This window comes from Kitasatospora sp. NPDC059160 (assembly GCF_042755465.1).
In the GTDB taxonomy this organism is placed as follows: Bacteria; Actinomycetota; Actinomycetes; order Streptomycetales; family Streptomycetaceae; genus Kitasatospora.
The window spans coordinates 168,329-182,471 of the sequence record NZ_JBHZCN010000001.1; the positions used below are offsets into that span (position 1 = coordinate 168,329).

General features: G+C 74.3%; 14 protein-coding genes. 1 reads left to right on the forward strand and 13 read right to left on the reverse strand.

Annotated elements, in window-relative coordinates; genetic code table 11:
- Positions 1 to 190 precede the first annotated feature (190 nt).
- From ACFXOZ_RS00785 to proC, 7 genes are all read right to left on the reverse strand, one after another.
- Entirely contained in the window at positions 191 to 1,198 is a 1,008-nt protein-coding gene (locus ACFXOZ_RS00785) for a lysophospholipid acyltransferase family protein (RefSeq protein ID WP_380586236.1), read from the reverse strand.
- 7 nt (positions 1,199 to 1,205) lie between these two features.
- Positions 1,206 to 2,297 (reverse strand): NAD-dependent epimerase/dehydratase family protein, encoded by a 1,092-nt coding sequence (locus ACFXOZ_RS00790; protein WP_375882331.1) that lies wholly within the window; start codon positions 2,295 to 2,297, stop codon positions 1,206 to 1,208.
- Positions 2,298 to 2,448: 151 nt separating this feature from the next.
- Positions 2,449 to 2,547, reverse strand: coding sequence for a 30S ribosomal protein bS22 (locus ACFXOZ_RS00795; RefSeq protein ID WP_003948845.1), 99 nt, complete (start codon positions 2,545 to 2,547; stop codon positions 2,449 to 2,451).
- Positions 2,548 to 2,737: 190 nt separating this feature from the next.
- Complete coding sequence (locus ACFXOZ_RS00800) at positions 2,738 to 2,947, reverse strand: helix-turn-helix domain-containing protein (protein ID WP_045699258.1); 210 nt, start codon at positions 2,945 to 2,947, stop codon at positions 2,738 to 2,740.
- Positions 2,948 to 3,172: 225 nt separating this feature from the next.
- Entirely contained in the window at positions 3,173 to 4,369 is a 1,197-nt protein-coding gene (locus ACFXOZ_RS00805) for an acetoin utilization protein AcuC (RefSeq protein WP_375881746.1), read from the reverse strand.
- Between the two features lie 49 nt (positions 4,370 to 4,418).
- Entirely contained in the window at positions 4,419 to 5,621 is a 1,203-nt protein-coding gene (locus tag ACFXOZ_RS00810; RefSeq protein WP_380586239.1) for an MFS transporter, read from the reverse strand.
- A gap of 85 nt (positions 5,622 to 5,706) precedes the next feature.
- The gene (gene proC / locus ACFXOZ_RS00815; protein WP_375881741.1) at positions 5,707 to 6,534 is read right to left on the reverse strand and encodes a pyrroline-5-carboxylate reductase; all 828 of its coding nucleotides are present in this window, start codon (positions 6,532 to 6,534) and stop codon (positions 5,707 to 5,709) included.
- 208 nt (positions 6,535 to 6,742) lie between these two features.
- On the opposite strand from proC, the gene ACFXOZ_RS00820 reads away from it, so the two are divergent.
- A complete protein-coding gene (locus tag ACFXOZ_RS00820; RefSeq protein WP_375881738.1) occupies positions 6,743 to 7,192 on the forward strand; it encodes a hypothetical protein in 450 nt (149 codons plus the stop codon).
- Positions 7,193 to 7,228: 36 nt separating this feature from the next.
- Here ACFXOZ_RS00820 and ACFXOZ_RS00825 read toward each other — a convergent pair whose 3' ends face one another.
- The 6 genes from ACFXOZ_RS00825 to ACFXOZ_RS00850 form a co-directional block, all read right to left on the reverse strand.
- Positions 7,229 to 7,741, reverse strand: coding sequence for a hypothetical protein (locus ACFXOZ_RS00825; protein ID WP_380522900.1), 513 nt, complete (start codon positions 7,739 to 7,741; stop codon positions 7,229 to 7,231).
- 79 nt (positions 7,742 to 7,820) lie between these two features.
- Positions 7,821 to 9,665, reverse strand: coding sequence for a dihydroxy-acid dehydratase (gene ilvD / locus ACFXOZ_RS00830; protein WP_380522901.1), 1,845 nt, complete (start codon positions 9,663 to 9,665; stop codon positions 7,821 to 7,823).
- Positions 9,666 to 9,881: 216 nt separating this feature from the next.
- On the reverse strand, positions 9,882 to 10,652 hold the full coding sequence (locus ACFXOZ_RS00835; RefSeq protein ID WP_375881731.1) for a class I SAM-dependent methyltransferase: 771 nt from the start codon (positions 10,650 to 10,652) through the stop codon (positions 9,882 to 9,884).
- Positions 10,653 to 10,697: 45 nt separating this feature from the next.
- On the reverse strand, positions 10,698 to 11,501 hold the full coding sequence (locus ACFXOZ_RS00840) for a sugar phosphate isomerase/epimerase family protein (RefSeq protein ID WP_375882328.1): 804 nt from the start codon (positions 11,499 to 11,501) through the stop codon (positions 10,698 to 10,700).
- Between the two features lie 504 nt (positions 11,502 to 12,005).
- Positions 12,006 to 12,968 carry a Ppx/GppA family phosphatase gene (locus ACFXOZ_RS00845; protein ID WP_375881728.1) on the reverse strand — a complete coding sequence of 321 codons (963 nt, stop codon included), beginning with the start codon at positions 12,966 to 12,968 and terminating at the stop codon, positions 12,006 to 12,008.
- Between the two features lie 151 nt (positions 12,969 to 13,119).
- Positions 13,120 to 13,974 carry a glycerophosphodiester phosphodiesterase gene (locus ACFXOZ_RS00850; protein ID WP_380522902.1) on the reverse strand — a complete coding sequence of 285 codons (855 nt, stop codon included), beginning with the start codon at positions 13,972 to 13,974 and terminating at the stop codon, positions 13,120 to 13,122.
- Between the last annotated feature and the right edge of the window lie 169 nt (positions 13,975 to 14,143).

Here is a 14,143-nt window from a genome sequence, read left to right on the forward strand (position 1 = left end):
GGGGTGGGGGGGGGGGGGGGGGGGGGGGGGGGGGGGGGGGGGGGGGGGGGGGGGGGGGGGGGTGGGGGGGGGGGGGGGGGGGGGGGGGGGGGGGGGGCCGCCCCGCCCCCCCCCCCCCCCCCCCCGCGTCCGGTCCCGAGCGGGACGACCGGAGGACCGTGGCCGGAAGAGCACGGTCAGGAGAGCACAGTCAGAAGAACACCGACCGCCGCTGCACCAGCAACTGGTACAGGGTGTGCTGGATGGTCTCGCGCACCTCGTCGGCCAGGTCGAAGACCAGCATCGGGTCGTCCGCCGCCTCCGGCGGATGGCCGTCGGTGGCGATCGGCTCGCCGAAGCGGATCGTCCACTTGGTCGGCAGCGGCAGCATCCCGAGCGGCCCCAGCCACGGGAAGGTCGGGGTGATCGGCACGTACGGCAGGCCGAGCAGCCGGGCCAGCGTCTTCACGTTGCCGATCATCGGGTAGGTCTCCTCCGCCCCGACGATCGAGCAGGGCACGATCGGCACCCCCGCGCGCAGCGCCGAGGAGACGAAGCCGCCGCGGCCGAAGCGCTGGAGCTTGTAGCGCTCGGAGAACGGCTTGCCGATGCCCTTGAAGCCCTCCGGCCAGACCCCGACCAGCTCGCCGCGCTCCAGCAGCGCCTGGGCGTCCTCGTTGCAGGCCAGGGTGTGGCCGGCCTTGCGGGCCAGCTCGTTGACGCCCGGCAGCACGAAGACCAGGTCGGCCGCGAGCATCCGCAGGTGCCGGCGGTGCGGGTGGTGGTCGTGGATGGCCACCTGGGTCATCAGGGCGTCCAGCGGGATGGTGCCGGAGTGGTTGGCGACGATCAGGGCGCCGCCCTCGGCCGGGACGTGCTCGATCCCCTGGACGTCGATCCGGAAGTACTTCTCGGCCAGCGGGCGCAGCAGCGAGAGCAGCACCTCATCGGTGAGCTCCCGGTCGAAGCCGAACTCGTCGACCTCGTAGTCGCCGGTGATCCGGCGGCGCAGGAAGGCCAGCCCCTCGGTGGCCCGGCCCTCCCAGCCCTTGCCGAACAGCCGGGTGGCCGCCGGGCCGAGCTGCCCGGACAGCGCCCCGCCGACGGCCCCGGCGAGCCGGTCGGCCAGGCCGGGGGCCTGCGGCGAGCTCCAGCTGGGGGCGGACTCGATCGGGATGACCTTGGCCTCGCCCGGTGCGTTGTCGGCGGCGGCACTCATCGCGGGTTCAGCTCCTCGGGCGGCGGGTCGGTACGGCGGGGGCGGCCCCTTCGGGGCCGAGCAGGGCGGTCAGCCGGTCGGTGACGGCGGCCAGCCGCTCCGGCGGCAGCAGGCCGGGGCCCCGGGCGGCGGCGAAGTCGGCGAAGGCCTCCGGAGTGCTGAACGCCGGACGGTAGCCGAAGGTCTCCCGCAGCCGGGTGGTGTCCACCACCCGGCCGTGGGTGAGCAGCCGCAGCTGTTCGGGCGAGACGTCGACCAGCCGGGTCTGCCGGGCCAGCACGGCCATCCAGCTGACCGCGGGCAGCAGCAGCGGCAGGGTGGGGCGGCCGAGCCGGCGGGCGCACTGGGAGAGCAGCAGCACGCCCTCCCCCGCCACGTTGAAGGTGCCGGTGTTGACGGTGCCGGGCTCGGGCTCGCCGGCGGCCCGGCAGAGCACCGCGACGGCGTCGTCCTCGTGCACGAACTGCAGCCTGGGGTCGTAGCCGAGCACCGTCGGCAGCACCGGCAGCGCGAAGTACTCGCTGAGCGGGGTGTCGGCGCCCGGACCGACGATGTTGGCGAAGCGCAGCACCGTCACCGCGACGTCCGGACGGCGCCGGGCGAAGCCGCGGACGTAGCCCTCCACCTCGGCCGCGTCCTTGGCGAAGCCGCCGCCGGGCGGGTCCTTCGGCTGGATCCGCTCGCTGAACACCGCCGGGTCGCGGGGCGCGGAGCCGTAGACGCCGGTGGTGGACTTCACCACCAGCCGGCGCACCCCGGGCGCCTTCTGGCAGGCGCCGAGCAGCTGCATGGTGCCGATGACGTTGGACTCCTTCACCGCGGAGCGGTTGGTGGAGCCCAGACCGGTGGCGCTGACGCTCAGGTGCACCACGGTGTCCACCCGGTGCTCGGCGATCACCCGGGAGACCGCGGGGCGGCGCAGGTCGAGCTGGTGGAAGGTGTACGGGGCGGCCGGTCCGTCCGGCTCCCGGAGCGGCAGCCGCGGCGGCTGCACGTCCACGCCGACGACCCGGTCCACCCCCGGGCGGCGACGGAGCTCGGCGGCGAAGCGGGCACCGAGATGGCGTGCCACGCCGGTGACGAGCACGACCACACCCACGGTGCTGCACCCCATTCCCTCGACCCGAGCGGCCTGCGTGCACCGTACCGCGCCGCCCCACCGGGCCGTGAAACGACACCGCCCGCCCCGGGCCACGAGGGCCGGGACGGGCGGTGGAAGCGCTGGGCGCGCTCAGCGCGGCCGGGGGCGCTTACTTCTTGTTGCGACGCTGAACGCGGGTCCTCTTCAGAAGCTTGCGGTGCTTCTTCTTGGCCATACGCTTGCGACGCTTCTTGATGACAGAGCCCACGGAACAACCCTCGCTCACTGAGACTCTCGTCCGTGAGAGACGGAGTCCATACGACTGACGTGAGGGCCTAGCCTACCGTCCGCGTGGCCCGGGCCGTAATCGCGCTCCCCTGAAGCGGGAAACTCGCGGGAAATCCGGGGCGAACGGGGACGGATCCACGGCTGTGGACCCGCCCCCGCCCGGCCTGGTGCTACGCGCTCTCGAGCCGCACGTAGGACTCCTTGAGGTACTCGTGCACCGCCTGCTGGGGCACCCGGAAGGACCGTCCGACCCGGATGGCCGGCAGCTCTCCGCTGTGCACCAACCGGTACACCGTCATCTTGGACACCCGCATGACCGCGGCCACCTCGGCCACGGTCAGGAAGACGACTTCCTGCAGGGGACGCTCGACGGAACTCATGACCATCACCCGACCCTTACCCGTGTGCAAGGCACCGGCTTCCCCTCCGGTGACTCCACCGGCACACGTGTATCCCCAGAGTAGTTATGGGTGGTACCAGTGGGAAGAGGGGAAGTGCAGTCCTCGTACGGTGAGAGATAGGACCGTTGCAGTACGTAGTCACTCGGCGGTTCGCCCCAGGGGGCGTACGCACGGCCCCGCCGGCGCGCGGCCGGGACGGCGGATTCAGGCCAGCAGACCGTGGTGGGGGAACACCGCGCGGCGGGCCGCGAGGATGGCCTGATCGAGACGGTCGGCCGGATCGTAACCCGAGTCGAAGTCGCGCCAGGACGGGCGGGCGCCGTCGGTCATCCGCAGCGGGGCCGGGCCGCGGGTGCGGCGGTAGACCTCGGCGCGCCAGGACTCGGGGGTCTCGGTGGCCGGGTCGACGGGCCGGCCGGCGGCGGTGGCGACCAGGTGGGTCCAACTGCGCGGGACGACGTCCACCACGGCGTAGCCGCCCCCGCCGGTGGCCACCCAGCGGCCGCCGGTGAGCCGGTGGGCCAGCCCGTGCAGCTCCTCGGCGATCAGCCGCTGGGCGTCCACCGTGACGGCGAGGTGGGCCAGCGGGTCCTCCAGGTGGGTGTCCGCGCCGTGCTGGGTGACCAGGACCTGCGGCCGGAAGGCGGCGAGCAGTTCGGGCACCAGGGCGTGGAAGGCGCGCAGCCAGCCGGCGTCGCCGGTGCCGGCGGGCAGCGGCAGGTTGGCGGCGGAGCCGGGGGCGTCCGGGCCGCCGGTCTCGGTGGGCCAGCCGGTCTGCGGGAAGAGCGTGGCCGGGTGCTCGTGCAGCGAGACGGTCAGCACCCGGGGGTCGTTCCAGAAGGCCTCCTGGACGCCGTCGCCGTGGTGGACGTCCACGTCGACGTAGGCGACCCGTTCGGCGCCGAGTTCGAGCAGCCGGGCGATCGCCAGGGCCGGGTCGTTGTAGACGCAGAAGCCGGAGGCCTTGCCGGGCATCGCGTGGTGCAGTCCGCCGGCGAAGTTGACGGCGTGCGGGGTCTCGCCGTGCCAGACCGCCTCGGCGGCGGCGACCGACTGGCCGGCGATCAGCGCGGCGGCCGAGTGGACGGCCGGGAACGACCAGTTGTCGTCGGTGCCGAGCCCGTGCCGGGGGTCCGACTGCTCGGGGTGGGCGGCGGCGTGCTTGACCGCCTCGACGTACTCCTTGGTGTGCACCAGCTGCAGGGTGGACTCCCCGGCGGCCGGTGCGGACCGCACCGTCACCCCGGGCCCGGTGGCGAGTCCGAGGGCCTCGACCAGGCGCATGGTCAGCGCGAGCCGGGCCGGGTCCATCGGGTGGCCGGGGCCGAAGTCGTAGGCGGTGACGGCCTCGTCCCAGTAGAGGTGCAGGCCGCAGGAGGAGTCACGCTCGGCTTCGGGCATGGCCTCCACCGTAGTGGGTGGGGGCGGCGGGCCCCGCCCGCCCCCACCGTCAGACGGCGGCGGGGGCCGGCAGCCGTGCGGGTTCCGGGGCGAAGCGCTCGGCCAGCGGCAGTACGGCGAGCACCAGCAGCATCGGGGCGAGCAGCGCCCAGCGGTACGAGCCGGCGTCCGCGATCGCCCCGACCAGTGGTGAACCGATCAGGAAGCCCACGTAGTTGAAGAGGTTGAGCCGGGCCACGGCGGCGTCCGAGTCGGCCGGGAAGAGCCGGCCGCCGGCCGCGAACACCTGCGGGATGATCGCGCAGATGCCGAAGCCCAGCACGGTGAACGCGGCGATGCCCGCCCAGGCGGTGGGCGCCAGCGCGGCCAGCCCGAAGCCCAGCGCGGCCAGCGCGGCACCGGAGCGCACCACCGGGACGGCGCCGAAGCGCTGCACCGCGCGGTCGCCCAGGACCCGGCCGAGCAGCATCGCCACCATGTAGCCGAGGTAGGAGAGTTTGGCGAGGTCCTCCCGGCTGCCCAGGCCGTCGGTGAGGTACTTGACGCTGTAGTTGGAGACCGAGGCGTCCGCGATGTACGCGAAGGCCATCGCCAGGCAGAGCGGCAGCAGCGGGCGCCAGGGGATGGTCCGGGCGGCGGCCTCGGCGGCCTCCCGGACGGCGTCGCCGAGTTCGGCCGGTCCGGCGAAGCGGGTGCCGGTCAGCACCGCGAGCGGGGCGACCACCGCCGCGGCCGTACCGAACAGCACCGGCAGTCCCAGGTCGTAGTGCGAGCCGAGGCCGGCGACCGCGGCGCCGAGGATCCCGCCGAGGCTGAACGCCGCGTGGAAGCCGATCATGATCGAGCGGCCGTAGCGGTGCTGGAGGCCGACCCCGAGCATGTTCATACTGGCGTCCAGCGCCCCCACCAGCAGCCCGAAGGCGCCCAGCGCGAGGGCCAGTTGCCACAGCGTGTCCCCCAGCCCGGCGCCCGCCAGGCTGAGGCAGACGGCCGGCTGGACGACCCGCAGCACGGCCCGGGCGCCGGTGCGCTTCACCAGCTGCTCGGAGAGGATCGAGCCCGCCCCGGCCAGGATCGGCACCGCGGCCAGGAAGACCGGCAGCAGGCCGTCGCTCAGCCCGTACCGGTGCTGGATCTCCGGGATGCAGGTGACCAGCAGCGCGAAGGTGGTGCCCTGGAGCAGGAAGCTGACGGCGAGCGCGGCCCGCCCGGCCCGCAGGCCGGGCGGGAGGACAGGGGGGACGACGCTCATGCGGGACCTCGCTACTGGCCGGTAGAACGATGTTGGCCGAGAGCGTAGGGCGTGCGCCGCCTTTGCGGGAGGGGTCGCGCAGGGGTCATTTCCCGCCGGAGGCCAGCTCCCGGGAGCGGTCCCGGGCCGCCTCCAGGGCGCCGAGCAGCGCGGCCCGCACCCCGTGGTTCTCCAGCTCGCGGATCGCCGCGATGGTGGTGCCGGCCGGGGAGGTGACCGCCTCGCGCAGCTTGACCGGGTGCTCGCCGGAGTCGCGCAGCATCACCGAGGCGCCGATCGCGGACTGCACGATCAGGTCGTGCGCCACCTGCCGGGGCAGGCCGAGCAGGATGCCCGCGTCGGTCATCGCCTCGACCAGGAAGTAGAAGTAGGCCGGGCCCGAGCCGGACAGCGCGGTGGCCGCGTCCTGCTGGGCCTCCGGCAGCCGCAGCGCCTTGCCGACCGAGCTGAAGATCCCCTCGGCGCGCGCCAGGTGCTCCTCCCGGGCGTGCGAGCCGCCGGAGATGACGCTCATCCCCTCGTCCACCAGCACCGGCGTGTTGGGCATCACCCGGACCACCGGGGTACCGGCCGCGAGCCGCTCCTCGAACCAGGCGGTCGGGACGCCGGCCGCCGCCGAGATCACCAGCCGGTCCGGGCTGATGTGCGGGGCCAGCTCCTCCAGCAGGGTGCCCATGTCCTGCGGCTTGACCGCGAGGATCAGGGTGTCGGCGAGCTTGGCGGCCTCGGCGTTGGAGACGGCCACCACGCCGTAGCGGTCGGCGAGTTCGGCCGCGCGCTCGGGGCGGCGGGCGGTCACCAGGACGTCCGCCGGGTCGGTGCCGGCCCGCAGCAGGCCGGAGAGCAGGGCCTCGCCGATCTTGCCGGTGCCCAGGAAGGCGATCTTCTGTCCGTGTGCTGCGCTGCTGCCCATGGTCCGCTCCTTGCCTCGGTACTGCGGCCATCCTCGCACCGCCCGGCGGCGCCCGTCCGGACCGTCCGGTCCGTGGTCCGCAGGGCCCCGCAGGGGCGGGGACGGCCCGGGAGCGCCGGAAGGGTCCGGGCGCGGGCTTTGCCCCTAGGGAGAAAACTCGGGGGTTTCCCCTATGGCCTCCGGGCCCGGGCGGGCGCACCGTGGAGCCATGGCACACGACGAAATGTCCCGACGTGAGAACCGGCAACTCGCCGCCGCCTCGGCGACGATGGGCCCGTGGCGGACGGCCGCGGGAGTCGGTGCGGTGGTGGGCGCGACCGCCCTGGGGGTCGAGGCGATCTCCGGGGACTGGTCACTGGCCATGCTGGCCGGACCGGCCGGCTGGGCCCTGTTCTTCCTCTTCCTGGTCGGCACCGTCGGCGGTCAGCTGCGCCGCGACACCACCGACCGGCGGCTGCGCCGCTGGGCCGACGCGCACCCGTGGCAGTCGGCGCTCCCGGCGGCCGGCGGACTGCTGGTGCTGAACACCCTGGCGCAGTACTTCCTCGGCGACAGCGGGCTGTTCGGGTCCTTCTTCATCTCGCTGCTGCCGGCCGGCCTGCTGCTGGTGATCGCCGGGGTGGTGGGCTCGGTGAAGCAGGCCCGCGGCAAGGGTTAGGCACCCGCGGCGAGGATCGGGGCGCCGGGTCGGCGGTCAGCGCTTGCGCTTGCCGCCGGGTCGGCCGCTGCGGCCGGCCTGGCGCTTCTCGTACTGCTCGACGGCCTTCCGGTGGGCGTCCCGCCGGACGGCCTCGCCGGGGGCCTCGACCAGGCTGCGGGCGAAGTAGGCGGCCAGGCTGCCGACCCCGCCGATCAGCCAGACGGCGCCGAGCGACTTGTCCTCGGCCATCCAGCCGGTCAGCTGCTCCTTGCCCTCGGTGAGGACCTTCCAGGTGCGTCGGACGGCCATCAGCGAGCAGACCGCGATGGCGGCGGTCAGCAGCCCGTTCAGGAAGCCGCCGCTCTCGGAGAGGGCGATGCCCTCGACGCCGAAGCGCAGCACCAGTGCGGCGGCGGCGGTGGCGGCCAGCGCGCCGACCGAGACGCCGACCCGGCGCAGCCAGTAGCCGTTGTCCCGGTGGAGCCAGGAGGTGCCGAAGAAGCGGATCGGCTCCGGCTCGGGGGCGCCGGCGGGCTTGGGGGCGGGGGTGGGGGGCTGCTCGCTCACGTCGTCGATTATCACCCGGGCGCCGCGGAACGAGGGAGGAGCCGTCCCGGCCGGGACGGCTCCTCCGGGGTGTGCGGGGTCAGCCGAGCTTGCTGACGTCCCGGACGGCGCCCTTGTCGGCCGAGGTGGCCATCGCCGCGTAGGCCCGCAGCGCCTGGCTGACCTGGCGCTCGCGGTTCTGCGGCCGGTAGCCGTGCCCGGCCTCCAGCGCCCGACGGCGCTCGGCGAGGACCTCGTCCGGGACCTCCAGGGAGATCGTCCGGGCCGGGATGTCGATGGCGATGGTGTCGCCGTCCTCGACCAGCGCGATGATGCCGCCGGAGGCCGCCTCCGGGGAGGCGTGGCCGATGGACAGGCCCGAGGTACCGCCGGAGAACCGGCCGTCGGTGACCAGCGCGCAGGCCTTGCCCAGGCCGCGGCCCTTGAGGAAGGAGGTCGGGTAGAGCATCTCCTGCATGCCCGGGCCGCCCTTGGGGCCCTCGTAGCGGATGACGACGACGTCGCCCTCCTTGATCCGCTTGGCGAGGATCGCCTCGACCGCGGCCTCCTGGGACTCGCAGACCACCGCCGGGCCGCTGAACGTCCAGATCGACTCGTCGACGCCGGCCGTCTTCACGATGCAGCCGTCCTCGGCGAGGTTGCCGTACAGCACGGCGAGGCCGCCCTCGACCGAGTAGGCGTGCTCGACGCTGCGGATGCAGCCGCCGGCGGCGTCGGTGTCCAGCGACTCCCAGCGCTCGGACTGCGAGAAGGCCTCGGCGGAGCGCTTGCAGCCGGGTGCGGCGTGCCACAGCTCGACGGCCTCGGCGGAGGGCGAACCGCCGCGCACGTCCCAGGTCTTGAGCCACTCGGCGAGCGAGTCGGAGTGCACGGTGTGGACGTCCTCGTTGAGCAGCCCGCCCCGGTACAGCTCGCCGAGGATGGCCGGGATGCCGCCGGCCCGGTGCACGTCCTCCATGTAGTACGAGCCGTTGGGCGCGACCTTGGACAGGCAGGGCACCCTGCGGGAGACCGCGTCGATGGCCCGCATGTCGAAGTCCAGCTCGGCCTCCTGGGCGGCGGCGAGCAGGTGCAGGATGGTGTTGGTCGAGCCGCCCATGGCGATGTCGAGGGCCATGGCGTTCTCGAAGGCGGCGCGGCTCGCGATCGCGCGCGGCAGCACCGAGGCGTCGTCCTGGCCGTAGTGGCGGTTGGTGATCTCGACGACCGTGCGCCCGGCCCGCTCGTACAGCGCCCGGCGGGCGGTGTGGGTGGCGAGCACCGAGCCGTTGCCGGGCAGCGAGAGGCCGATCGCCTCGGTGAGGCAGTTCATCGAGTTGGCGGTGAACATGCCCGAGCAGGACCCGCAGGTCGGGCAGGCGTTCTCCTCGATGATCGCGATGTCCTCGTCGGAGACGTTCTCGTTGACCGCCTGGGAGATCGCGTCGATCAGGTCCAGCTTGCGCACGGTGCCGTCGACCAGGGTGGCCTTGCCGGCCTCCATCGGACCGCCGGAGACGAACACGGTCGGGATGTTGAGGCGCAGCGCGGCCATCAGCATGCCGGGGGTGATCTTGTCGCAGTTGGAGATGCAGATCAGCGCGTCGGCGCAGTGCGCGTTGACCATGTACTCGACCGAGTCGGCGATCAGGTCGCGCGAGGGCAGCGAGTAGAGCATGCCGCTGTGGCCCATCGCGATGCCGTCGTCGACGGCGATGGTGTTGAACTCGCGCGGGATGCCCCCGGCCTCCTTGATCGCCTCGGAGACGATCCGGCCGACCGGCTGGAGGTGGGTGTGGCCGGGGACGAACTCGGTGAAGGAGTTGGCGACCGCGATGATCGGCTTGCCGAAGTCCTCGCGGGCTACGCCGGCGGCCCGGAGAAGCGCCCGGGCGCCTGCCATGTTGCGACCGTGGGTGACCGTACGGGACCTCAGCTCGGGCACTGTGCTCCACTCCTTCGGGGCTCTCGCCGGCGCCCCGCCGGTGATCAGGGTGCGGGGGCCGTTGTGGCTTACGAGCCTACGCCCGCCGTCCGGCCGGCGGACGGCGCGTCCGCGATGCGGGCAGCCGGGGCGGGGTGCGTGCGAGGGCCTGCGGCGGACGGGCGGCCCCGGGCGGCGGGACGGGCGGCCTGCGGACGGCGCGCGGACGGCCTGCGGTCAGGCCGGCTTGACGGCCACGGTGAGGTCCAGGCTGAACGGTTCTGCGACCAGGCCGTCCGGGAACTCGACGGCCATCGCCGCCCGCTCGGCGGCCAGCACCGGGGCGCGCTCCTCGGGGCTGAGCGAGGCCAGGTAGGAGCGGGAGGTCAGGTCGGTGAGCACGTGCTCGACGGTGACCTGCCGCTCCCAGTGCAGCACCGTCCGCTCGACCACCAGGCCGGCCGGGGCGAAGTGCCGGGTGTGGCCGCTGATCCCGCCGTAGCCGCGGTAGCGGTCGGGCAGCGCGGCGGCCATCCGCTCGGCCCGGGCCCGGACCCACGGCACGGTCTCGTCGTGCACGTTCCACCAGGTGGCGACGGCGCCGCCCGGCCGCAGCACCCGGACCGCCTCCGGGACGGAGCGCTCGGGGCGGGTCCAGTGGAAGGCCTGGGCGTAGGTGATCAGGTCGGCGGAGGCGTCGTGGAAGGGCAGGTCGTCGCCGGTGCCGCGGACCAGCGGCAGGGCGGGCGAGGAGGCCAGGAACTGGGCGGCCATGCCGTCGCTGGGCTCGACCGCGACGACCTCGGCGCCCCGGGCGGCCAGCAGTCGGGTCGCGATGCCCGTCCCGGCGCCGACGTCCAGGACCCGGGCGCCCTTGAGGCCGCGGCCCCAGAGCCGTTCCACCGCGTCGAACAGCTCGTCCGGGTAGCCGGGGCGCCCCCGGTCGTACTCGGCGGCGACCGCGCCGAAGCTCACGGCGAGTTCCCGGTAGTTCTGGTAGTCCGTCACGTTTCCCCCTGCGTACGGCAGTTCACGCCCGATCGGGCCGGGCGATCAGCGTACGCGCGAGGGGGTGGCGAGGTGCAAGCGGGTGAAGGCCAGGGCCTCGGCCAGGTCGGCCTCGCGTTCGGCGGGGGACGCGGAGCGGCGGGTGTTGACCTCCAGCACCACGTGGCCGTCGAAGCCGGTGCGGGCGAGGTGCTCCAGCAGTTCGGCGCAGGGCTGCTTGCCCCGGCCGGGGATCAGGTGCTCGTCCTTGCCGGAGCCGCTGCCGTCGGCCAGGTGGACATGGGCGAGCCGGTCGCCCATCCGCTCGACCATCTCGAAGGCGTCGATCCGGGAGGTGGCCACGTGCGAGAGGTCGATGGTGAAGTGCCGGTACTCCTCGTCGGTGACGTCCCAGCCGGGGGCGTACGCCAGCACCTCGCGGTCGCGGTAGCGCCACGGGTACATGTTCTCGACGGCGAAGCGGACGTCGGTCTCGCCCGCCATCCGGTTGATGCCCTCGACGAACTCGCGGGCGTACTGCCGCTGCCAGCGGAACGGCGGGTGCACCACGACGGCGCTCGCGCCGAGCTTCTCGGCCGCCGCGCGGGCCCGGACCAGCTTGGTCCACGGGTCGGTGGTCCAGACCCGCTGGGTGATCAGCAGGCAGGGGGCGTGCACGGCCAGGATCGGCAGCTGGTGGGCGTCGGAGAGGCGGCGCAGCGCCTCCAGGTCCTGGCTGACCGGGTCGTTCCAGACCATCACCTCGACCCCGTCGTAGCCGAGCTTGGCGGCCAGCTCGAAGGCGACGGCGGTGCTCGCCGGGTACACCGAGGCGGTGGACAGCGCCACCTTGGTGTCCGGGATGTGCAGGGTCGGGTGCTGGGGCAGCACCAGCCGGTCGGTGGTGCGCAGCAGCGGCGGGCGGGCGGCGTCGCGCTTGGCGGCCTTCACCGAGCGGACGGACTGGACGGCGGCCTTGGCGGCACCGGCGGCCTTGCGCGCCGCGGTCTTCTTGGCGGGGGCGGAGGCGGGGGCGGAGGCGGCCTTGGCGGGGGCGGGGGCGGCTTTGGCGGGGGCCTTGGCGCTCTTGGCCGCCTTGGCGGCCTTCGCGCTCTTGGCGACCTTCGCGGCCTTGGCCACCTTGGCCACCTTGCCCGCCTGTGCCGCGGTGGCGCCCTTGACCGCCTTGCCGAGCCCGGCCGTGCCGAGTCGGCCGCGCGGGCCGGCCGGCCGCGGCTGCCCGTCCGCTCCGGGAGCGCGGCCCTCCTGCGTTCCGTCCTCGCCCGCTGGTTGCACCACGGGAGACAGCGTAAGCGGAGCGCGCCCCGAACGGGGGCGGACGCCCGGCGGAGTGACCGCCGGCACGCTCCCCCGCTACTGGGTGAGCGCGGGGCGGCGCTGGTCGGTGGGACTGTCCATGGCGTCCAGCTCGCGCAGGATGATGCCCTCGCGCAGCGCCCACGGACAGACGTCCAGCTCGTCCAGGCCGAACAGGTCCATCGCGGCGTCCGCGACCAGGGCCCCGGCCAGCAGCTGCTTGGCCCGGCCCTCGGAGACCCCGGGGATCTGCGCGCGCTCGGCGACGGTCATCGTGGACAGCCGCGGCAGCCAGGCGGCGAGCCCGCTGCGGGTGAGCCGGCGGTCGGCGTACGGGCCGGCGTCGGCGGGGGCGGCGCCGGTCATCCGGGCCAGCTGCTTGAAGGTCTTGGAGGTGGCGACGGCGTGCTGCGGGGCCCCGAGCCGGGAGATCTCGCCGACCACGTTGGCGATCTCGGCGCGGACGTGCCGTCTCAACTCGCGCAGCGCGTCCGGGTCGGCGACGTCCCCGGGCAGCCAGCGGGCGGTCAGCCGCCCGGCGCCGAGCGGCAGCGAGCAGGCGACGTCCGGCTGCTCGTCCAGGCCGCAGGCGATCTCCAGGGAGCCGCCGCCGATGTCCAGGTTGAGCAGCCGGCCCGAGGACCAGCCGAACCAGCGCCGGACGGCCAGGAAGGTGAGCCGGGCCTCGTCCTGCCCGGAGAGCACCCGGAGTTCGACCCCGGTCTCGGCGGCGACCCGGCGCAGCACCTGCTCGCCGTTGGCGGCCTCGCGGACGGCCGAGGTGGCGAACGGCAGGATGTCGACCACGCCCTTGTCCTCGGCGACCCGCAGCGAGGAGGCGATGTGGCCGATCAGCCGGTCGACGCCGGCCTCGCTTATCGCGCCGGAGCCGTCGAGCAGCTCGGCCAGGCGCAGTTCGGCCTTGTGCGAGTAAGCGGCCAGCGGGGCGGCACCCGGATGGGCGTCCACCACGAGGAAGTGGACCGTGTTGGAACCTACGTCGAGTACACCGAGTCGCATAACTCTCCACGCTACGCGATCCGGCCGTGGAGGAGATCGGTTGTGACCGTATTCGCGCTGGTCCAGGTCGTTCCCGACCGTTCCGGGTGCGATCGGTGGGTGGTGCCCGACGACCGTGCGCTCAGTGGCCGCCCGCTCAGTGGCCGCGCGCTCAGTGGCCGCGCGGACCGGACCGGCGCTCGGTGCGGCAGTTGGCGTCCACCCAGCGGCGGGCCGGGCCCGGGGTGTCGGTGATCAGGCCGTCGGCGTCCCGGGCGGTCATCAGCTGCCAGGCCTCGGCGTCGTCCAGCGTCCAGACGTAGACCTCGCGCCCGGCCTTGCGCTCGGCCGCGATCCGGGTGGCACTGGCCAGGCCCGCGTCCAGGGCGATGCCGTCCAGCTTGAGGTCCCCCGGGTCCTCGGCGATCCCGCCGCTCTGGATCAGCACCACCGGCAGGGCAGGGGCCACCGCGTGGGCCTGGCGCAGGTTGGCGACCGAGAAGGAGTAGAGCACGACGTGCGCCCGGCTGCCGGCCGCGATCCGGGCGATCCGGGCGACGTCCTCGGGGCGCTGCCACTTGATCTCCATCAGCAGCGTGGCGCTGCTGGTGGAGAGGCGCGTCAGCAGTTCCTCCAGGGTCGGGACGGGCTGGGCGCCGCCCGGGCCGACGGTCACCCGCAGGGCGGCGACCTGGGCGGCGGTCAGGTCCGCGACGGCGCCCTTGCCGTTGGTGGTGCGGTCCACGGTCGGGTCGTGCATCAGCACCGGGACGCCGTCCCGGGTGGTCTGCACGTCGGTCTCCAGCCAGTCCGCGCCCTGGTTCAGCGCGGTGTCGAAGGAGGCCATGGTGTTCTCGGGCGCGTTGAACGGCGCACCCCGGTGCCCGATCACCACCGGGGACGCGCACACCTGCGGCGCGGCGGCCGAGCGGGCCTGCAGCGCGGGACCGGCGGAGGCGCACCCGGTGGCCAGGACCGCGAGCGCGGCGAGGGCGGCCGTCTGGGCGGCGCGGGGCGGGGCGGTCACGGCTCGGTGCTCCGGTTTCGGTCGCTCGGGGTCGGTCGGTCGGTTTCGGTCACTCGGGGTCGGCTGGTACGCGGTCGTCTGATCCTCCTGACAGCCCCGCACCGACGTCCGGTTCCCCGGTCCGCCGGGATCGCCGGGATCGGCCGGATCGCCACGGCCCGCGGCCGGA